Source organism: Candidatus Roizmanbacteria bacterium (assembly GCA_016700135.1).
GTDB lineage: Bacteria > Patescibacteriota > Microgenomatia > UBA1406 > GWC2-37-13 > UBA1450.
Genome location: CP065004.1, coordinates 1416334 through 1433571, shown reverse-complemented (window position 1 = coordinate 1433571; position 17238 = coordinate 1416334). Strand labels below are relative to the sequence as shown.

Annotated in this window: 31 protein-coding genes; all 31 read left to right on the top strand. The window is 41.0% G+C overall.

Features of this window, described 5'->3' with window-relative positions:
- Positions 1–16 precede the first annotated feature (16 nt).
- The 31 genes from IPM65_07595 (at position 17) to rpsD (ending at position 17228) form a co-directional block, all read left to right on the top strand.
- On the top strand, positions 17–1099 hold the full coding sequence (locus tag IPM65_07595) for a transposase (protein ID QQS43967.1): 1083 nt from the start codon (positions 17–19) through the stop codon (positions 1097–1099).
- 121 nt (positions 1100–1220) lie between these two features.
- Positions 1221–2405, top strand: coding sequence for an elongation factor Tu (gene tuf / locus IPM65_07590; GenBank protein QQS43966.1), 1185 nt, complete (start codon positions 1221–1223; stop codon positions 2403–2405).
- Positions 2406–2473: 68 nt separating this feature from the next.
- Positions 2474–2782 (top strand): 30S ribosomal protein S10, encoded by a 309-nt coding sequence (rpsJ, locus tag IPM65_07585; GenBank protein ID QQS43965.1) that lies wholly within the window; start codon positions 2474–2476, stop codon positions 2780–2782.
- Between the two features lie 328 nt (positions 2783–3110).
- Entirely contained in the window at positions 3111–3794 is a 684-nt protein-coding gene (gene rplC / locus IPM65_07580) for a 50S ribosomal protein L3 (protein QQS43964.1), read from the top strand.
- Between the two features lie 8 nt (positions 3795–3802).
- On the top strand, positions 3803–4489 hold the full coding sequence (gene rplD, locus IPM65_07575) for a 50S ribosomal protein L4 (protein ID QQS43963.1): 687 nt from the start codon (positions 3803–3805) through the stop codon (positions 4487–4489).
- Positions 4476–4766: a 50S ribosomal protein L23 gene (rplW, locus tag IPM65_07570; protein ID QQS43962.1), complete on the top strand. Its 291-nt coding sequence runs from the start codon at positions 4476–4478 to the stop codon at positions 4764–4766. Before rplD ends, rplW begins: the two co-directional genes overlap by 14 nt.
- 43 nt (positions 4767–4809) lie before the next feature.
- Positions 4810–5583, top strand: a complete 774-nt coding sequence (gene rplB / locus IPM65_07565) for a 50S ribosomal protein L2 (GenBank protein ID QQS43961.1) — start codon at positions 4810–4812, stop codon at positions 5581–5583.
- Positions 5584–5587: 4 nt separating this feature from the next.
- Complete coding sequence (locus tag IPM65_07560) at positions 5588–6076, top strand: hypothetical protein (protein QQS43960.1); 489 nt, start codon at positions 5588–5590, stop codon at positions 6074–6076.
- Between the two features lie 20 nt (positions 6077–6096).
- Positions 6097–6753: a 30S ribosomal protein S3 gene (gene rpsC, locus IPM65_07555; protein ID QQS43959.1), complete on the top strand. Its 657-nt coding sequence runs from the start codon at positions 6097–6099 to the stop codon at positions 6751–6753.
- A gap of 26 nt (positions 6754–6779) precedes the next feature.
- A complete protein-coding gene (rplP, locus tag IPM65_07550; protein ID QQS43958.1) occupies positions 6780–7184 on the top strand; it encodes a 50S ribosomal protein L16 in 405 nt (134 codons plus the stop codon).
- Positions 7184–7390, top strand: a complete 207-nt coding sequence (gene rpmC / locus IPM65_07545) for a 50S ribosomal protein L29 (GenBank protein QQS43957.1) — start codon at positions 7184–7186, stop codon at positions 7388–7390. Before rplP ends, rpmC begins: the two co-directional genes overlap by 1 nt.
- A gap of 4 nt (positions 7391–7394) precedes the next feature.
- Positions 7395–7640 carry a 30S ribosomal protein S17 gene (gene rpsQ / locus IPM65_07540; protein ID QQS43956.1) on the top strand — a complete coding sequence of 82 codons (246 nt, stop codon included), beginning with the start codon at positions 7395–7397 and terminating at the stop codon, positions 7638–7640.
- Between the two features lie 7 nt (positions 7641–7647).
- Complete coding sequence (rplN, locus tag IPM65_07535; protein QQS43955.1) at positions 7648–8022, top strand: 50S ribosomal protein L14; 375 nt, start codon at positions 7648–7650, stop codon at positions 8020–8022.
- Positions 8023–8028: 6 nt separating this feature from the next.
- A complete protein-coding gene (rplX, locus tag IPM65_07530) occupies positions 8029–8337 on the top strand; it encodes a 50S ribosomal protein L24 (protein ID QQS43954.1) in 309 nt (102 codons plus the stop codon).
- A 14-nt stretch (positions 8338–8351) separates the two neighbouring features.
- Positions 8352–8891, top strand: coding sequence for a 50S ribosomal protein L5 (gene rplE, locus IPM65_07525; GenBank protein QQS43953.1), 540 nt, complete (start codon positions 8352–8354; stop codon positions 8889–8891).
- Positions 8892–8905: 14 nt separating this feature from the next.
- Entirely contained in the window at positions 8906–9091 is a 186-nt protein-coding gene (locus IPM65_07520) for a type Z 30S ribosomal protein S14 (GenBank protein QQS43952.1), read from the top strand.
- Between the two features lie 4 nt (positions 9092–9095).
- Positions 9096–9380, top strand: a complete 285-nt coding sequence (gene rpsS / locus IPM65_07515) for a 30S ribosomal protein S19 (GenBank protein ID QQS43951.1) — start codon at positions 9096–9098, stop codon at positions 9378–9380.
- Between the two features lie 72 nt (positions 9381–9452).
- Entirely contained in the window at positions 9453–9833 is a 381-nt protein-coding gene (rpsH, locus tag IPM65_07510; protein ID QQS43950.1) for a 30S ribosomal protein S8, read from the top strand.
- Between the two features lies 1 nt (position 9834).
- Entirely contained in the window at positions 9835–10377 is a 543-nt protein-coding gene (gene rplF, locus IPM65_07505; GenBank protein ID QQS43949.1) for a 50S ribosomal protein L6, read from the top strand.
- Positions 10378–10426: 49 nt separating this feature from the next.
- Positions 10427–10780 (top strand): 50S ribosomal protein L18, encoded by a 354-nt coding sequence (locus IPM65_07500; GenBank protein ID QQS43948.1) that lies wholly within the window; start codon positions 10427–10429, stop codon positions 10778–10780.
- Between the two features lie 24 nt (positions 10781–10804).
- Positions 10805–11473 carry a 30S ribosomal protein S5 gene (locus tag IPM65_07495; protein ID QQS43947.1) on the top strand — a complete coding sequence of 223 codons (669 nt, stop codon included), beginning with the start codon at positions 10805–10807 and terminating at the stop codon, positions 11471–11473.
- A gap of 17 nt (positions 11474–11490) precedes the next feature.
- Positions 11491–11931, top strand: coding sequence for a 50S ribosomal protein L15 (rplO, locus tag IPM65_07490; GenBank protein QQS43946.1), 441 nt, complete (start codon positions 11491–11493; stop codon positions 11929–11931).
- Entirely contained in the window at positions 11928–13214 is a 1287-nt protein-coding gene (secY, locus tag IPM65_07485) for a preprotein translocase subunit SecY (protein ID QQS43945.1), read from the top strand. Before rplO ends, secY begins: the two co-directional genes overlap by 4 nt.
- 74 nt (positions 13215–13288) lie before the next feature.
- On the top strand, positions 13289–13462 hold the full coding sequence (rpmG, locus tag IPM65_07480; protein ID QQS43944.1) for a 50S ribosomal protein L33: 174 nt from the start codon (positions 13289–13291) through the stop codon (positions 13460–13462).
- A gap of 22 nt (positions 13463–13484) precedes the next feature.
- Positions 13485–14609: a nucleoside monophosphate kinase gene (locus IPM65_07475; protein ID QQS43943.1), complete on the top strand. Its 1125-nt coding sequence runs from the start codon at positions 13485–13487 to the stop codon at positions 14607–14609.
- Between the two features lie 2 nt (positions 14610–14611).
- The gene (gene map / locus IPM65_07470; protein QQS43942.1) at positions 14612–15367 is read left to right on the top strand and encodes a type I methionyl aminopeptidase; all 756 of its coding nucleotides are present in this window, start codon (positions 14612–14614) and stop codon (positions 15365–15367) included.
- Positions 15368–15391: 24 nt separating this feature from the next.
- Positions 15392–15607, top strand: a complete 216-nt coding sequence (infA, locus tag IPM65_07465; GenBank protein QQS43941.1) for a translation initiation factor IF-1 — start codon at positions 15392–15394, stop codon at positions 15605–15607.
- Positions 15608–15613: 6 nt separating this feature from the next.
- On the top strand, positions 15614–15730 hold the full coding sequence (gene rpmJ, locus IPM65_07460) for a 50S ribosomal protein L36 (protein ID QQS43940.1): 117 nt from the start codon (positions 15614–15616) through the stop codon (positions 15728–15730).
- Positions 15731–15761: 31 nt separating this feature from the next.
- Positions 15762–16172: a 30S ribosomal protein S13 gene (gene rpsM, locus IPM65_07455; protein ID QQS43939.1), complete on the top strand. Its 411-nt coding sequence runs from the start codon at positions 15762–15764 to the stop codon at positions 16170–16172.
- A 14-nt stretch (positions 16173–16186) separates the two neighbouring features.
- Positions 16187–16576: a 30S ribosomal protein S11 gene (gene rpsK, locus IPM65_07450; GenBank protein ID QQS43938.1), complete on the top strand. Its 390-nt coding sequence runs from the start codon at positions 16187–16189 to the stop codon at positions 16574–16576.
- Between the two features lie 31 nt (positions 16577–16607).
- The gene (gene rpsD / locus IPM65_07445) at positions 16608–17228 is read left to right on the top strand and encodes a 30S ribosomal protein S4 (protein ID QQS43937.1); all 621 of its coding nucleotides are present in this window, start codon (positions 16608–16610) and stop codon (positions 17226–17228) included.
- The last annotated feature ends 10 nt before the right edge of the window (positions 17229–17238 follow it).

Here is a 17238-nt window from a genome sequence, read left to right as displayed (position 1 = left end):
TAGGGAACTAACATCTATGAGTAAATGGGGAGGAGATCAGCTTCGAGTAATTAGGAGTTATGACTGGCAGTACAATAGAGATCTTATGAAAAAGATACGATCTCTATCAGACTACAATCAGTCAGATGTAGCACAAATCAGAAACGATGTTCTGACATTTGCAGAGAAGTACGGGATACAAGCTGCAGTTGATGCATATGGGATATCACGAAGGACATTGTTTCGATGGAGGAAGAGACGGCGAGATTCAGAAGGGCAGTTGGATAGCCTGATACCAGAGACAACCAAGCCAAAGACACCCCGACGTATGGAGACTCACCCGAAGGTCATATCCTTTATCAAAGAGATTCGAGAACAATACTTTTGTTTGGGAAAGGAGAAGATCAAGCCCTTACTTGATGAGTATTGCCTACAGGAAGGAATTTCAACTATATCTGAGTCAACCATTGGAAAAGTGATCAAAAGACACAACCTGCAGCGCAAGACCTACCGGATCTATCACAATCCAGCAAGTGGCTTTGCAAAACGGAAAGTAAAGTACCGACAGAAGGTCAAGCGGTCTCCCAAGGTGGAAGATACCGGATACATTGAGATTGATACCATCACGAAGTTTGTACACGGAATCAAGCTGTATGTCTTCAATGCAGTGGACATCAAACTCAAATTCCAGTTCTCCTACGGATACTCAAAACTCAACAGCCGAAACGGTGCTGATTTTATGAGAAGACTGGAACTAGTATACCCAATACAAGATGGTATAAAAACCATACAAACAGATAACGGCCTCGAGTATCTGGGAAACTTCCATGACTATCTGGAAGAAAACAATATCCCACACCTCTTTATCTACCCCAGATGTCCCAAGATCAATGCCTTTATTGAGCGAGCAAACAGAACACTCCAGGAAGAATTTATGAACCCCTACATCTATACCAAGTGGACCGGTATCGGATCATTCAATCGTCACCTTATTGAATACCTCGTCTGGTACAATACAAAGCGAGTTCACAAAAGCCTGAACAATATTTCACCTATGGATTACCTATTATCTATTTTACCTAAAGAGTGCCATATGTATGGAACTCATACATTCTCTTGACTTTTATTGGAATACTTTATATTATTGGCCTTACATAAGTATACCTCTTGTATTTTCTGTGGTATCATTTATAATAACGTTTTGGCATCTATTTATTTATCAATTGTAATTATACATACCTATGGCACAGGGCACATTTCAGAGAAATAAACCCCATCTTAACATCGGTACCATCGGTCACGTCGACCATGGAAAAACTACCACCACTTCAGCAATTCATCACGTCCTTTCAAAGAAAGGTCTCGCAAAGGACATGAAATATGAAGAAATTGACAAGGCTCCCGAAGAAAAAGCACGCGGGGTCACCATCAATATTCATCACTCAGAATACGAAACAGAAAAAAGACACTATGCACATATTGATGCCCCGGGACATGCTGATTACATCAAAAACATGATCACCGGAGCAGCTCAGATGGACGGTGCTATTCTTGTAGTCTCAGCTCCTGACGGTCCTATGCCTCAGACTCGAGAACACATCCTTCTTGCCAATCAGGTCAATGTACCGGCAATCGTCGTTTACTTAAACAAAATTGATATGGTCCAAGATCAGGAAATCGTCGACCTCGTCGAAATGGAAGTCCGTGATCTTTTGAAGAAATATGATTATCCGGGAGATGAAGTACCCGTCATTCGCGGTTCTTCACTTAAAGCTCTTGAAGATGATCCGGAAGCAACAAAAGCAATCGAAGACTTGATGAAAGCAGTCGATGATTACTTCCCGGAACCGAAAAGAGACACAGACAAGCCGTTCCTTATGCCGGTTGAAGACGTTTTCACCATTCAAGGTCGAGGAACAGTCGTCACAGGAAGAGTCGAACGCGGAATCCTCAAAGTCAACGAAGAAATCGAAATCGTCGGACTCAAGGATAGTACAAAAACAGTCGTAACAGGAATCGAAATGTTCCGAAAAACTCTTGATGAAGCACGGGCAGGAGACAACACAGGACTTCTTCTTCGAGGAATCGAAAAAGAAGATGTGGAACGCGGACAGGTCATCACAAAACCTGGTTCAGTCAAACCTCACACAGAGTTTGAAGCTGAAATTTACGTTCTTAAGAAAGAAGAAGGCGGACGACACACACCGTTCTTCAAAGGATACCGACCTCAGTTCTACATCCGAACAACGGATGTGACCGGAGAAGTCAAACTCCCAGAAGGCGTAGAAATGGTCATGCCTGGCGACAACATCAAGATCGAAGCAAAACTTATTGCACCTATTGCTCTTGAAGAAGGTCTTAAATTCGCAATCCGCGAAGGTGGACACACGGTAGGAGCTGGTGTTGTTACCAAAATCATTAAATAACCAATATCTCAGTTAGGGCGGCCAAAAGGCCGCCCAACTGATTTCAGTTAATCTTTGCACTTTTAAATATGCCTAAAGGAAGAATAAGAATACGGCTTAAGTCATACGATCATCGTCTGATCGATGAGACTTGTCAGAAGCTGGTTGATACAGCCATAAAGACAGGTGCTTCCATCATAGGACCTATTCCTTTGCCTACAAAAAAGGAAGTGTATGTGGTGAACAAATCGCCATTTACCGACAAGGATGCAAGAGAACACTTTGGGCTTAAAATCCACAAACGTCTTCTTGACATCGTCAATCCTACGAATCAGACTATTGATTCTTTGATGCATCTTGAACTCCCGGCCGGAGTTGAGGTTGCCGTCAAGATGTAAGGCGCGCCGGATTCTGTACAATTGTACAGATGTAAAGCTCCAAGAGTTCTCTTTTGGAGATTTCCATTTTGACAATTGAGATAAAGAAAGAAATTGAGGAAGAGATTGCGTTTTGATATGAGATCAAGCAAAATTGCGGATATACATAGCAAATATAGCTTGAACTAAGCGTAACTATAGTATATAATTCTAAACACATGCAATTGTTAATGGTTAGTAAGAAACAGTTACATTTCTAATTTAACCAGATTGAAGCCTGATATAACGGCCCCAATCTGGGGTCTTTTTTTGTATAGAGTTAGAAAATACACATAAGTTAAATAAAAACATGGCAGGTTTTATACTCGGAGAGAAAAATTCGCAATCACAAATGTTTACACCTGAAGGTGTTATGGTCCCTGTGACCGTCATCAACACTTCTCCCTGTTTTGTCGTCGGTATTTTTACACCGGAACAAGATGGCTATGCAGCTATCAAACTCGGTTTCGGAACACGAAAAAATATCGCCAAACCAGTAGAAGGACAACTGAAAAAAGCGGGGATCAAAACCCCGCTTCGCTTTTTAAAAGAGATCCGAGTGGATCTTGATAAGAAAGCAGTAACATTCGTAGAAGAAGAAGGGAAAAAAGGAGTCCAGATCAGTGAACAGAAATTGTTTATCGGAGATGAAGTGAAGCCTGAAGTCATTTTTACAGTAGGAGATATCGTAGACATTTCGGGAACCTCTAAAGGAAAAGGATTCCAGGGTGTTGTCCGAAGACATAATTTCCGAGGAGGACCGAAAACTCACGGACAGTCAGACAGACTTCGTGCTCCGGGTTCAGTCGGTTCCACGACAACCCCCGGAAGAGTATTCAAAGGACAGAGAATGGCAGGACAGATGGGCGGAGACCGCATCACAGTCCAAAACCTGCAGGTTCTTGCAGTCAGTGAAAATTCAATAACAGTCAAGGGACTTATTCCCGGCAACACAGGAAGTGTTGTAGAAGTAAAAACAAAAGATATTTCTTAATTACAGTCATGGTACAAACTAAAGCAAAAAAAGAAACGACAAAAACAGCAAAACTGGAAGCTCCCGTTTTCGCACTTGACGGAAAGTCAGCAAAAACCGAAGCATTGCCGAAAGAAATTTTCGGACAGGATATGAACAGCAAACTGCTTGCGCAGTATGTCCGGGTGTACCAGGCAAATCAAAGACAGGGAAATGCTTCAGCAAAAACAAGAGCAGATGTGACGGGATCAATGCAGAAAATATACAGACAAAAAGGAACAGGTAGAGCACGTCACAGTACAGCAAAAGCAAATTTGTTCCGCGGAGGAGGAGCAACGTTCGGACCTTTGGTACGAGACTTTTCTCTTTCCATGAATAAAAAACAGAAAAAACAAGCCTTATTCGTTTCTCTGAGTCAAAAAGCAAAAGAAGGAACAATTAAAGTTCTTGATGCAGAGTCAATGACAAAAGAACCGAAAACAAAAACGGTTGCAAGTGCATTGAAGGCGATGAAAGTGACAGGTAAAGTACTTCTTGTTATGCCGAAGGTAGAAAAGAATGCATTAGTCCTTTCTACAAGAAATATAAAAAATGCCGATATCTCACAGGCAACAACAGTCAATGCATATGAAGTCATCAACCACAACGAAGTCATTTTTGTTGATAATGCAATAACGGTGTTAACAAATCATTTTTTGAAAAATGAAAATAACTAATATTTTAAGCCGACCTCTGGTAACGGAGAAATCCACGCAGCTGGCACAAAATAAAGTGTATCAGTTTGAGGTGAACACACAGGCTAATAAGCATCAGGTTGCGCAGACTGTAGAAGAGTTGTTTAAAGTAACAGTCGAAAGTGTCCGTATTGCAATCCGAAAAGGAAAAGAAAAAAGAGTCGGAAAGAAAATGATGACAAAGAAACGTGCCGATATCAAAATTGCGTACGTCAAGCTGTCGGAAGGATCAATTGATTTATTTCCACAGGCAGCATAAATTAGCTAATAGCTTATAGCTATTAGAAATTATTATTACAAACATGGCTAAACACGAAATTCCAGCAACACAGAAACCAGAAAAAAAACTGACTGAGATCCTGAAAAAACATTCAGGGCGGGACTCAAGTGGAAAAATTTCGGTTCGCCATCAAGGTAAACGACAAAAAAGATATTATCGGGTAATCGATTTTAAAAGAGATAAAAAAGATGTCGAAGGTACGGTGATCAGGATTGAATATGATCCGAACAGAAATGCAGATATCGCTTTGGTTGAATACAAAGACGGAGAAAGAAAATATATTCTTCATCCGGCCAATCTAAATATCGGAAACAAAGTGATCGCATCAGAAAAAGCAGAGATCACTGTAGGAAATGCTCTTCCTTTATCAGCTATCCCCGTCGGTATCGAAGTTCACAATGTTGAACTCTATCCCGGACAGGGAGGAATTATGATTCGCGGAGCCGGAACATTCGGTTCAGTGATTGCTAAAGACGGCCATTATGTCCATGTCAAACTGACATCAGGAGAAGTTCGAAAGTTCAGCAAAGGTTGTTGGGCAACAGTCGGACGGGTCGGAAATATCGAACATAAAGATGAAGAAATCGGAAAAGCAGGACGAAAAAGACTGATGGGAATCCGACCGACAGTTCGGGGTACCGCTCAGAATCCGAGATCCCATCCTCACGGAGGCGGAGAAGGACGAAGCGGTGAAGGTATGCATGCAAAGACTCCGTGGGGTAAAAAAGCACGCGGTGTCCGCACACGAGCAAAGAAAAAATGGAGTAATAAATTAATTGTTCAACGCAGAAAGTAATTTCATGGAATCGGTAACATATCAAAAAAATCTGAAGGTATCGCCAAAGAAGTTGCGGATGATACGGAATAATATTTTCAAAATGTCTCCCAAAGAGGCACTTGATTATCTCTTATATGCCCCGACAAAGCCGGCAAAAACATATTATAAAGTTTTAAATTCAGCTATTCAGAACGCTGTAAACTCTTTAAAAGTACAGGCTGATATGCTACAATTTAAGCTTTTGACAATTGAAGAAGGAAGAAAACTGAGCCGCTTCAAAGCAGGTTCAAAAGGAATGGCTAAGCCTATCGTCAGAAGATATTCTCATATTAAGGTTGTATTAGTAGAGAAAGCACAGCCGAAGAAAGCCGAGAAAAAGGCAGAACAGAAAGAAGTCAAAAAGGAAAAAGCTGAAAAAAAGCCGTTAGCAAAAAAGGAAACTGTTAAAAAGGAAAAGAAAGCCGCCGAAGTTAAAAACTCTGGGGAGTCAACTAAAGAAGTTACAAAATAATTAGAAATTGAATTAATTTAATGGGTCAAAAAGTACATCCACACGGTTTACGATTAGGGACAGTATACAACTGGTCTTCCCGATGGTTCTTTTCCGATAAGAAACAATATCGGGATGCTATTCTTGAAGATTCAAGAATCCGTGAAGAACTGATGAAAAAGTACAGTTATGCCGGTGTCACCGATGTGGTAATCGAGCGGGCGATCAAGAAAATCACCGTTATCATCTTCTCTGTGAAACCGGGTATGATCATCGGACGGGGAGGAAAAGGACTGGAAGACGTAAAAAAGATCATTGTTTCTTATCTGAAATCATACAATGAAGACAAGAAAAAGAGAAAAGAGACAAAAATCGAATTGAAGATTGAACCTGTCAAAAAACCGTATACAAATGCGTACTATGTTGCACAGACGATAGCAGAAAAGCTTGTCCGCAATCTGCCGCATCGTGCTGTCGTACACAGCACTATGACCCGAGTGATGGAAACGGGAGCAAAAGGAGTAAAGATTCAGTTGGGAGGACGTATCAATGGGGCCGAGATTTCACGATCTGAAAAATATTTCCAGGGTACCATTCCGACTTCAACAATCAGAGAACGTGTTGAATTTGCCAAGTACCCGGCTTTGACAAAATCAGGATATGTGGGTGTAAAAGTTTGGATTTGTCACCAAAGTTAAGATTCTAGAAGTTCATATTTACTATCGTGTTATCACCAAAAAGACAAAAATACAGAAAACAATTCAGAGGAACTTGGAGAAGAATCGCAACCAAAGGAGATACTCTTAATTTTGGTAGTTACGGTTTGAAGACTCTTGATGCCGGATGGATCAAGGATCGTCAGATCGAAGCTGTACGTGTCGTTTTAGCACGAGCCACTAGAAAAGAAGGAAAGTTCTGGATTCGTATTTTTCCTGATAAACCATATACGAAGAAACCGCCGGAGGTCACGATGGGAGCCGGAAAAGGAGATGTCGCATATTTTGTAGCATCTGTTTCGCCCGGGAGAATTCTTTTTGAAATTGACGGTCTGAGTGAAGCGGAAACAAAAAAAGTTCTCAGAAATGCAGCAGCAAAACTGACAGTTAACACAAAAGTTGTGACAAAATAATGAAAAAAGTAACTAAAGAATACATAAACAAAACCGCTGAAGAGCTGAAAAAAGAAGTCGAATCTTTACATAAAGAGATTGCCCGGCTTGAGATTGAAAGAAAAGCTAAGCCGCAAAAAGATTCAAATATGATTTTCAAAATGAAAAAAAGATTAGCAGTCGTTTTGACACTCATTCGTCAAAAGGAATTAGGAATTCAATCATAACAACATGAATAAAACGTTTACCGGTACAGTCGTTTCAAACAAGATGCAGAAAACGATTGTCGTGAAAATTGAACGAAAGTTCAGACACCATCTGTACCAGAAGGTTATTACACGTCACAAAAACCTGAAAGCTCATAATGATCTTGAAGGAGTGTTAGTCGGAGATATGGTTGTGATTGAAGAAACCCGCCCGATTTCTAAAGATAAACGCTTTAGAGTGATTGAAAAAGTTAATACAGTTACTAAATAAGAAGACCATGTTACAACTCAGATCAATGCTCAATGTCGCAGACAACTCAGGAGCAAAAGTAGTTCAGCTTATCGGTATCCCAAAAAAAGGAAATCGGAAAATTGCTTACCTGGGAGAAGTCTTTACCGGTGTTGTGAAAAAAGCAGCTCCGTACGGACAGGTCAAAAGCGGAGAGGTGGTCCGCGCTGTAATTGTACGCACCAGAAAAGAAGTCAAAAGAGCAGACGGAAGTTATATACGGTTTGATGAAAATGCATGTGTAATCCTGGCAGGAAATGATACACAGGATCCTAAAGGTACCCGTATATTCGGACCGGTCGCAAAAGAGATCAAAGATGCAGGATACAACAAGATTGCCAGTTTGGCAGAGGAAATTTATTAAACAACTATGAAAATAAGAAAAGGTGATACAGTTTTGGTGATCGCAGGAAAAGACAAAGGTCGTACGGGAAAAGTCGACCGCGTTTATCCGAAGCAAAACAAAGTCGTCGTCGAAAGCATCAATATGTACAAAAAAGCGGTGCCGAAGACGGAACAGACACCTCAAGGAGGTGTGATGGATGTCCCGAGACCGATCCAGGCATCAAACCTTATGGTTGTCGATCCGAAAACCAAGAAACCGTCACGTGTGAAATATGAAATTAAAGACGGGAAAAAAGAGCGGGTATTTAAGAGTACATCCCGAAAAAAAATATAAATTGATATTTACCCATGGCAGGACTGAAAGAAAGATATAATAAAGAAATAAAACCGGCACTCAAAAAAGAGTACAAAATCGAAAACGATTTTGCAGTCCCTACAGTGCTCAAAACCGTCGTCAATGTCGGTGCAGGAGAAGCTGTGGTGAATAAGAAAGTTATTGAAAAAATTCAGGAACAGATTGAACAAATCACCGGACAGAAAACAGTTGTTACTAAAGCAAGAAAGTCCATTTCTGCTTACAAAATCCGAAAGGGATTGGCTATCGGAGTCAAAGTGACTTTGAGAGGTAAGAAGATGTATTCTTTCCTTGAGAAGCTGACGGCAATCGTACTTCCGCGTCTTCGTGATTTCCGAGGTATTCCTGAATCAGCTGTTGATCAGCACGGAAATTTGAATCTCGGATTTACAGAGCAGACGATTTTCCCTGAAATTGAGTACGATAAAGTTGACAAATTGCGCGGTCTTGAAGTGACAGTCGTCACCAGTACCAAAAATCGTGAACAAGGCAAAAAATTATTTGAGTTAATGGGGATACCCTTTAGTAAATAAATTTATTTTTCTCTATGGCAAAAACATCAGATGAAGTAAAATTTCAGCGAAAGCAGAAATACGCAGTAAGACATGTGAATCGTTGTCCGGTATGCGGAAGATCACGAAGTTATATCCGAAGATTCGGACTGTGTCGTCTTTGCTTTAGAGAAAAAGCATTAAAAGGAGAAATTCCCGGAGTTAAAAAAGTTTCTTGGTAACACTATGACTCGTTCAGCAAAAAAAGGACCATATATTGATGAAAAATTGCATCAAAAAGTTCTAAAACAAAAAGAATCCGGTGAGAGAAGACCGATCCAGACATGGGCACGTTCCTGTCAGATCCATCCTGACTTTGTCGGACACAGAATAGCTGTTCATAACGGGAAAAAATTTATTGAAGTCTTTGTTTCAGAAGGAATGGTCGGACACAGACTGGGAGAATTTTCACCGACCCGCACCTTTAGAGGTCACGGAAAGGTTACCAAGAGAACGGCAGATAAGACCTAATGTATCAGCAGTTAGCTGTTAGCTTATAGCAATTAAATTAAATTACATAAAATTGGAAATTAAATAAACAATATGTCAGTTATCGATCTCATCATACGAATAAAAAATGGATACATGGCAAAGAGGGAACAGATTGTTTCTCCTTATTCCAAGTATCGTGAATCAGTGGTACGCAAGCTGAAAGAGCTGGGCTATGTCGCTGACTATCGTATTGAGGGAGAGATAATCAAGACGATCATCATTGACTTACGTTATGATGAAGGCGTCCCGGCACTCACTGATGTGCGTGTATTCTCAACTCCGGGAAGAAGAATGTATAAGCCATACCGTGATGTGAAATCAGTAAAAGGCGGCATGGGCCATGCGATCATTTCCTCTTCAAAGGGAATAGTCACTGACCGTGAAGCAAAGAAAGCACAAGTAGGCGGAGAGTTATTATTTTACATTTGGTAAGATGTCTAAAATAGGCCAAAGTCCAATTCAGATACCGAGTTCTGTACAAGTTGATATTCAAGGTCAGGTTGTTCAGGTAAAAGGATCAAAAGGAAATTTATCTTTTGAACTCCCTCATTTTTTGAGTATCCGAAACGAAGAAAACACACTGTATATTGAAAGAAAATCAGAAGCAAAAAGACAGAAAGCTTCTCACGGTCTTTATCGCAGTATCATTGCAAATGCAGTGAAAGGCGTAGATCAGGGATGGTCAAAGAGACTTGAGATAGTCGGAACCGGTTTTAACGGTAAAATGCAGGGACGGGATCTGAATCTGAAACTCGGACTTTCGCATCCTGTAATTTTTAAGGCGCCGGAAGGAATCCAGCTTTCGATGGAGGGAAACAATATTATTATTATCTCCGGAATCGATAAACAGCTTGTCGGAGAAGTAGCCCATCAGATCAAATCAGTAAAGAAACCTGACGCATACAAAGGAAAAGGTATTCGTTATGAAGGCGAACACGTCCGTGTCAAACCGGGAAAGAAGGCAAAGGCAGCATAAGTCAGTTAATAGCTTTTAGCTTATAGCTATCAGAAATTACAAAATATATATGGCAAATAAAAATTTACAAAGAAAACTCAGAAGAAAACGACGAGTCAGTTCAAATATTGTCGGAACTAAAGAGCGGCCGCGCGTCAGTGTGAACCGTTCCAATGTGCACATTTATGCTCAGGTCATTGATGATGAAGCCGCAAAGACCCTTGTTGCTTATGATGCATCAAAGCTTGAAGGACGTGACAAGAAAACCAAAACACAGGAAGCAAAAGAAGTAGGTGTTGAATTGGCAAAACTCATGAAAGCTAAGAAAATTACACAAGTTGTATTTGACCGCGGAAGTTTCGCCTATAAAGGTCGCGTGAAGGCTCTGGCAGAGGGATTACGAGAAGGCGGAATTACCGTTTAAGAATTACTAAATTATTATATTAGAATGGCAAAAGGTAAATTAAAACAAAACGACGAAAATAAGATGGATGAACGGGTCCTAAATATCCGCCGTGTTTCCAAAAAAACCACAGGCGGAAACTACATTTCATTTTCAGCACTGGTCGCAGTCGGTGACGGTGAAGGAAGTGTAGGTATCGGAATCGGACGGGGTCTTGAGGTACCTCCTGCCATTCAGAAGGCTATCACCCAGGCAAAAAAACGCATGGTGAAACTGCCGATTTATAATGATACCCTTCCGCATGAAATTAAGTTAAAATATAAATCTTCACGACTTCTTTTGAAGCCGGCACCTCCCGGTACCGGACTGAAAGTCGGAGGAGTAGTCCGTGCCGTTCTTGATATTGCAGGTGTAAACAATGCGTCAGGAAAAATTATCGGAACACGAAATCAGATCACCAATGCCTATGCAGTCATCGAAGCAATCAAACGGTTGAAGCCGCGTATCACGGAAGAAAAGAAAGAAGAAACAGCTGTCGAATCGGAACCTAAAGCTGTCGTACAAGAAACAGTGTTGGAAGAAGCAGTGACTGAAGCAAAACCGAAAAAAGCCGAAAAAAAAGAGACAAAAGTAAAAGCCACGTCTGCAAAAGCGACGGCGGGCAAAGCAAAAAAAACAGCACCGAAAAAGAAACCGGTCAAAAGTGATAAATAATTAATTACACGTATCTCATGAAAAATCTAACAGAATTACCGAAAATTACAGAAAAAGGGAAAAAACGACTCGGACGCGGATTGGGTTCGAAAGCCGGTGCTAAATCAGGCCGCGGTACCACACGTCATCAGACCGCCCGCACCAAAATGCCTCTTCACTTTGAAGGAGGTCAAAACCGCATGGTGAAACGTTTCCCTCTTCTTCGAGGAAAAGGCCGAAACAAGCCGGTAGGAATGAAACCGGTATTACTTACACTTACACACTTGAATATCTTTGAAAAAGGAGCTACAGTAGATATGAATGCACTTGTTGAAAAGGGCATCATCGAGTCAGCTGATACACAGCGCGGAGTGAAAGTGGTTGCTAATGGGTCAATTGAAAATGCTATAACTGTCTCATTACCAGTTTCGCAGTCTGCTCGTGAACAAATTGAAAAGGCTGGCGGAAAGGTTCAATGAAAGATATAGCTCAAAAATTTCAATCACTCATAAAAGATCCTGCTTTGAGACGAAAGACAGGAATCACATTTCTCATCATTCTTATTTTCCGAATATTTGCGTACCTTCCGGTACCTGCGATTGACCTTTCAAGACTGCAGGCACTCTTTGAGCAAAGTCAGTTTCTTTCACTCCTTGATATTTTTTCAGGAGGCACCTTAGTCAATTTCTCAGTTATGGCTTTAGGACTTTCTCCATACATTAATGCCTCCATTATTATGCAGCTTGTTACCATGGTCGTGCCGCAACTTGAAGCTTTATCAAAAGAGGGAGAGTACGGGCGATTCAAGATAAATCAATACACGAGATTTCTGACTGTTCCGCTTACTCTTGTTCAGGCAGTCGGTATTTATGTGCTTCTGAGAAATCAGCAGATTATTGATGTGTTGTCGCCGATCGAGTTTTTCTCTTTCGTACTGACGCTTCTTGCCGGTACTTTTATTTTGGTCTGGCTTGGTGAACTTCTCACGGAATTCGGACTCGGAAACGGAATCTCAATTCTTATTTTTGCCGGTATCGTCGGACGTATTCCTGTACTTATCGGAAGGACAATCACCACATTCAATTCAGAAATTGCACTCAATATCATAATCTTTTTGGCGCTGACGCTTGTGGTTATTGCGGCTGTTGTATTTATCAACGAAGCGGTCCGCAAGATCCCCGTATATTATGCAAGGCGTATTAAGGGAAATAAAATGTATCAGGGAGCGACAAACTTTTTGCCCCTGAAGCTGAATCAGGCAGGGGTTATTCCGATCATCTTTGCGGTATCCTTTGTTCTCTTCCCGCAGATTATCGGTAATTTCGTGCGCTATGTCCCGAACCAGACACTGGCAAATATCGGGACGGCATTAGCAACTTCATTCACTCCAGACGGCGTTTTGTATAACTCAGTGTATTTCATACTTGTCGTTGCCTTTACATTCTTCTACACTATCATCGTCTTCAATCCGGAAAAAATAGCTGAAGAAATCCAGAAGCACGGAGGATTTATCCCCGGTATTCGCCCAGGATCGGCGACCAAACACTATCTGCAGAGTGTTGTATATAAAATTACGACATTCGGTGCGGTATTCTTAGGACTTATCGCAATCCTTCCGGCTATTATGTCTTCCGTGACAGGACTTCAGAATTTGATTATCGGAGGAACGGGAATCCTTATCGTAGTGTCTGTTGTTCTTGAAACGTTCAAGAAGATCGAATCTCAGCTGGTGATGAAAAACTATGACAGATTCACGTTGTAGATACGCAGCAATGGTGTATAATAGATTTTTCTCATTTCCTTACGGATTTATATTGTTATAAGTAGCTAAAAATTATGGCAAAAAAAAGTACACGCGTTCTTTTTGGTCTTGTTTGCACGGAATGTAGCACAATGAATTACGTTTCTGAAAAAAGCAAAATCAATACACAGGAACCCATAACATTAACGAAGTATTGTCCTGTATGTAAAAAACACACAGAACATAAAGAAAAAAAGAAACTGGACTAACACTCCAAATTGATATCTCAATATGAAGATTGTTCTTATCGGAATACAAGGATCAGGAAAGTCAACTCAGGGGAACATGCTCTCGAAGCAATTGAAGATTCCGTATCTGTCAACCGGTCATATCTTCCGCAATATTGCGAAAGAGACGACACCTCTTGGCAAGAAAGTAAAACTTCTGATGTCTTCCGGATTGCTGATTCCAGATGATCTGACGATAGAGATAGTAAACAGTTATCTGTCCCGTCCGGAATACAAAAAGGGATATATCCTTGACGGATTTCCCCGCACTTTAAAACAGGCAAAAAAATTCAAAAATAATGTGGATCGGGTTGTCCATATCCATATTCCTGATAAGGAAGCATTGTGGAGGCTGGCATATCGCAACGAACAGCGCGATGATGACACTATTGAAGCTATCAAGAAACGAATTGAACTTTTTAAGACACATACTACACCGGTGCTTGAATATTATGAAAAGAATGATAAGCTTTCAACTATTGACGGCACCCGGTCAATAGAAGAAGTCAATCAGTCCATTCTGAAATCTCTCGGAAAACAGAAAATCAAAAACCGGATTCTCAAATGGCAGCAGAAGAATAATACTATTGTTGCCATTGTCGGCATGCCGGGATCCGGCAAGACGGAAGCTGCTCAGTATTTTGCAGCAAAAGGGCTTCCCATTGTCAGTTTTTCTGATATTGTCAACAAAGAGATTGAAAAGCAAAAAAAGCCGCATACTCTTGCAGTGCACCACGAAATAAGACAGGGATTGAGAGATAAATACGGATTTGAAGCGATGGCAAAGCTCAGTAAAGCGGATATTGAAAAGAATCTCCGGAAACACAACTTGCTGGTCATTGAGGGAATGAGGTCATGGGAAGAGTATCAGTATTTGAAACAGGAATTTCCGAAAGCTCGTATTTTTATCGTTGCGGTCTATGCAGACAAACCTATCCGATTTGAGCGGATCAAACATCGAAAATCCCGATCAGGGCTTTTCGGTGAAGAACGCGATCTAGATGAACTCTTGAATACACACATGGGACCGACAATTGCTTATGCAGATTATCTGATTAAGAATAATTACACGCTTGATGAGCTGAAACACAAACTTGAAGAAGTGTATCGGGCAATTTATTTTTCATAAGGATGATACACCTCAAGTCAAAGGAAGAGATTGAAAGCATGAAAAAAGGCGGAGCAATCCTCCGGGAAGTCGTAGATATATTACTTCCGAAGATTCATGCCGGTATGACAACTGATGAAATTGATCGAGAAGCGGAAAGACTGATTATTGAGCGGGGAGCCGAACCGTCATTCAAAAGAGTAGACGGTTACAAATGGACAACATGTCTGCCGGTAAATGAACAAACGGTGCATACGCCGCCTTCCAAAAAGAAGAAACTGAAGCAGGGAGACGTGCTGACAGTTGATATCGGAGTGTACCTTGACGGACTGCACACCGACTATGCGACAACGTTTGTAATAGGCGGCAAAACCGACCCTGAAACAGAAGCATTTTTAAAAAAAGGGCATGACACTCTTGAGAATGCAATTAAAAAAGTGAAAGTGGGTGAACGATTAGGAACGATTGCAGCCTTTATTGAGGAAGAAATGACGGGAGCTGGATACTATATCCTCAAAGAGTTGACCGGTCACGGAGTCGGATATGAACTGCATGAGGATCCCTATGTCCTGAATTATTTGGATCGGCCTATTGAGAAGACCTACAAGATACCGTCAGGACTGACGATTGCCGTAGAAATTATCTATTCAATGGGAACGGAAAAAATTGCCTACGAGCCCAATGTCCCGTGGTCAATTATTACGCAAGATAGAAGTATGTCGGCATGCTTTGAACACAGCATTGCCGTAACTGATAAAGAAACCTTCATTTTAGCGTAGTTATGTGTTACAATATATCTTTCTATGAAAGATAACGTGATTATAGTGGAAGGAGAGGTTGTTGAAAACCTTCCGAACACTTTGTTTAAGGTGCAGCTTGATGAGGGAGAGAAAGTCATTCTCTGTTACTTATCAGGAAAGATGAGAAAAAATTATATAAAAATTTTGCCGGGTGATCGGGTCAAAATCGAACTCACCCCATATGACCTCAACAGAGGCCGTATAGTTTATCGAAAATAATATCCTATGCAAGTAAGATCAACAGTAAAAAAAAGATGTGAAAGTTGTAAGATTGTCGTCCGCAAAGGGCTTATGTATGTCATTTGCAGCCGTAATCCGAAACACAAACAGAGACAAGGATAATTATTATTAGTATTTTGAAGTTTACTATCATATGCAACGGTTAATGGGAGTCATCTTACCAGATGAAAAAAGAATAGATTATGCACTGACACTTATTCACGGTATCGGTTGGTCAAAATCAAAAGTGATACTGTCTGAAACAGGAGTCGATGAAGCAGTAAGAGTAAAAGATCTCTCAGAAGACCAGTTGAAAGCCCTTACTACCTATATTGATAAAAATATCAAAGTAGAAGGAGATCTTCGTGAAGAACGAAGCGAAAATATAAAGAGACTTCGCGAAATCGGTTCATATCGCGGTATGAGACACGGAATGGGATTGCCGTCAAGAGGTCAGAGAACCCGTTCAAATGCCCGCACAAAACGGGGTAAAAGAAGAACAGTCGGAGCACTTACCAAAGAAGCATGGGCAAAAGTTGATCAAACACAGACAACTACCAAATAATTATATTTCAATCTATGGCACCAAAGACACAAGCGAAACAAAAAAAGACACGTGTTGTCGAAAATGGTCGTATATACATTACGGCTACCTTTAACAATACACTCGTCACAGTCACCGATGAAAACGGCGGCGCACTCGTTGTAAGTTCATGCGGTATGCACGGATTTACCGGTACCCGAAAATCCACACCGTATGCAGGAACAGTTACGACAGATGCAGCGTTAAAAAGAGCAACTGAAGATTACGGACTTAAGAAGGTTGATGTTTATGTAAAAGGTATTGGCCCCGGCCGTGAAGCTTCTTTACGCTCAGTGCGTGCTTCCAGTGTCGATATCGGTAAAATCGTCGATATTACACCTATCCCGCACAACGGTGTTAGACCGCCAAAAGTGCGAAGAGTTTAATAATAAGAATTAATAATTACGAAATAATAAAATGCGTTATACAGGTCCCAAGAATAAAGTTTCACGAAGAGAAAGCGCCGACCTCGGTCTAAAAACAACCGGATCAAAAGCACAGGCGTCTTTGCTTAAAAAAATAAATATTTTACCTGGGCAGCACGGCACACGATTCCGAAGAAAATCTTCTGAACATGCCCGCCAGCTTCGGGAAAAGCAAAAGCTTCGCTTTTTGTTCGGAGTGACCGAGAAACAGTTGAAGGGATATTTTGATACAGCGTCCCGACGTCGCGGAAACACCGCCATTTTCCTCGGTGAGCTCCTGGAACGAAGACTTGATAACGTTGTATACAGGTTGGGATTTGCACCGACACGTGCAGCAGCCAGACAGCTGGTATCTCACGGACATATCAAAGTCAATGAAAAAGTTCTTGACATCCCGTCATATCTGGTACAGGTAGATGAGAAGATTACATTTGCATCGGATGATTCAAAGAAGATACCATATATTGAAGAATTCCGCGGACAGAATGATATAACTTTTCCTGAATGGGTTGAACTCAAGAAGGATATGGGCGTTCTTACTAAGACACCTGACAACTCAATTATTGAACAGCAAGTGAACTTAAGATTAGTTATTGAGTTCTACTCACGTTAATAATTTTTTA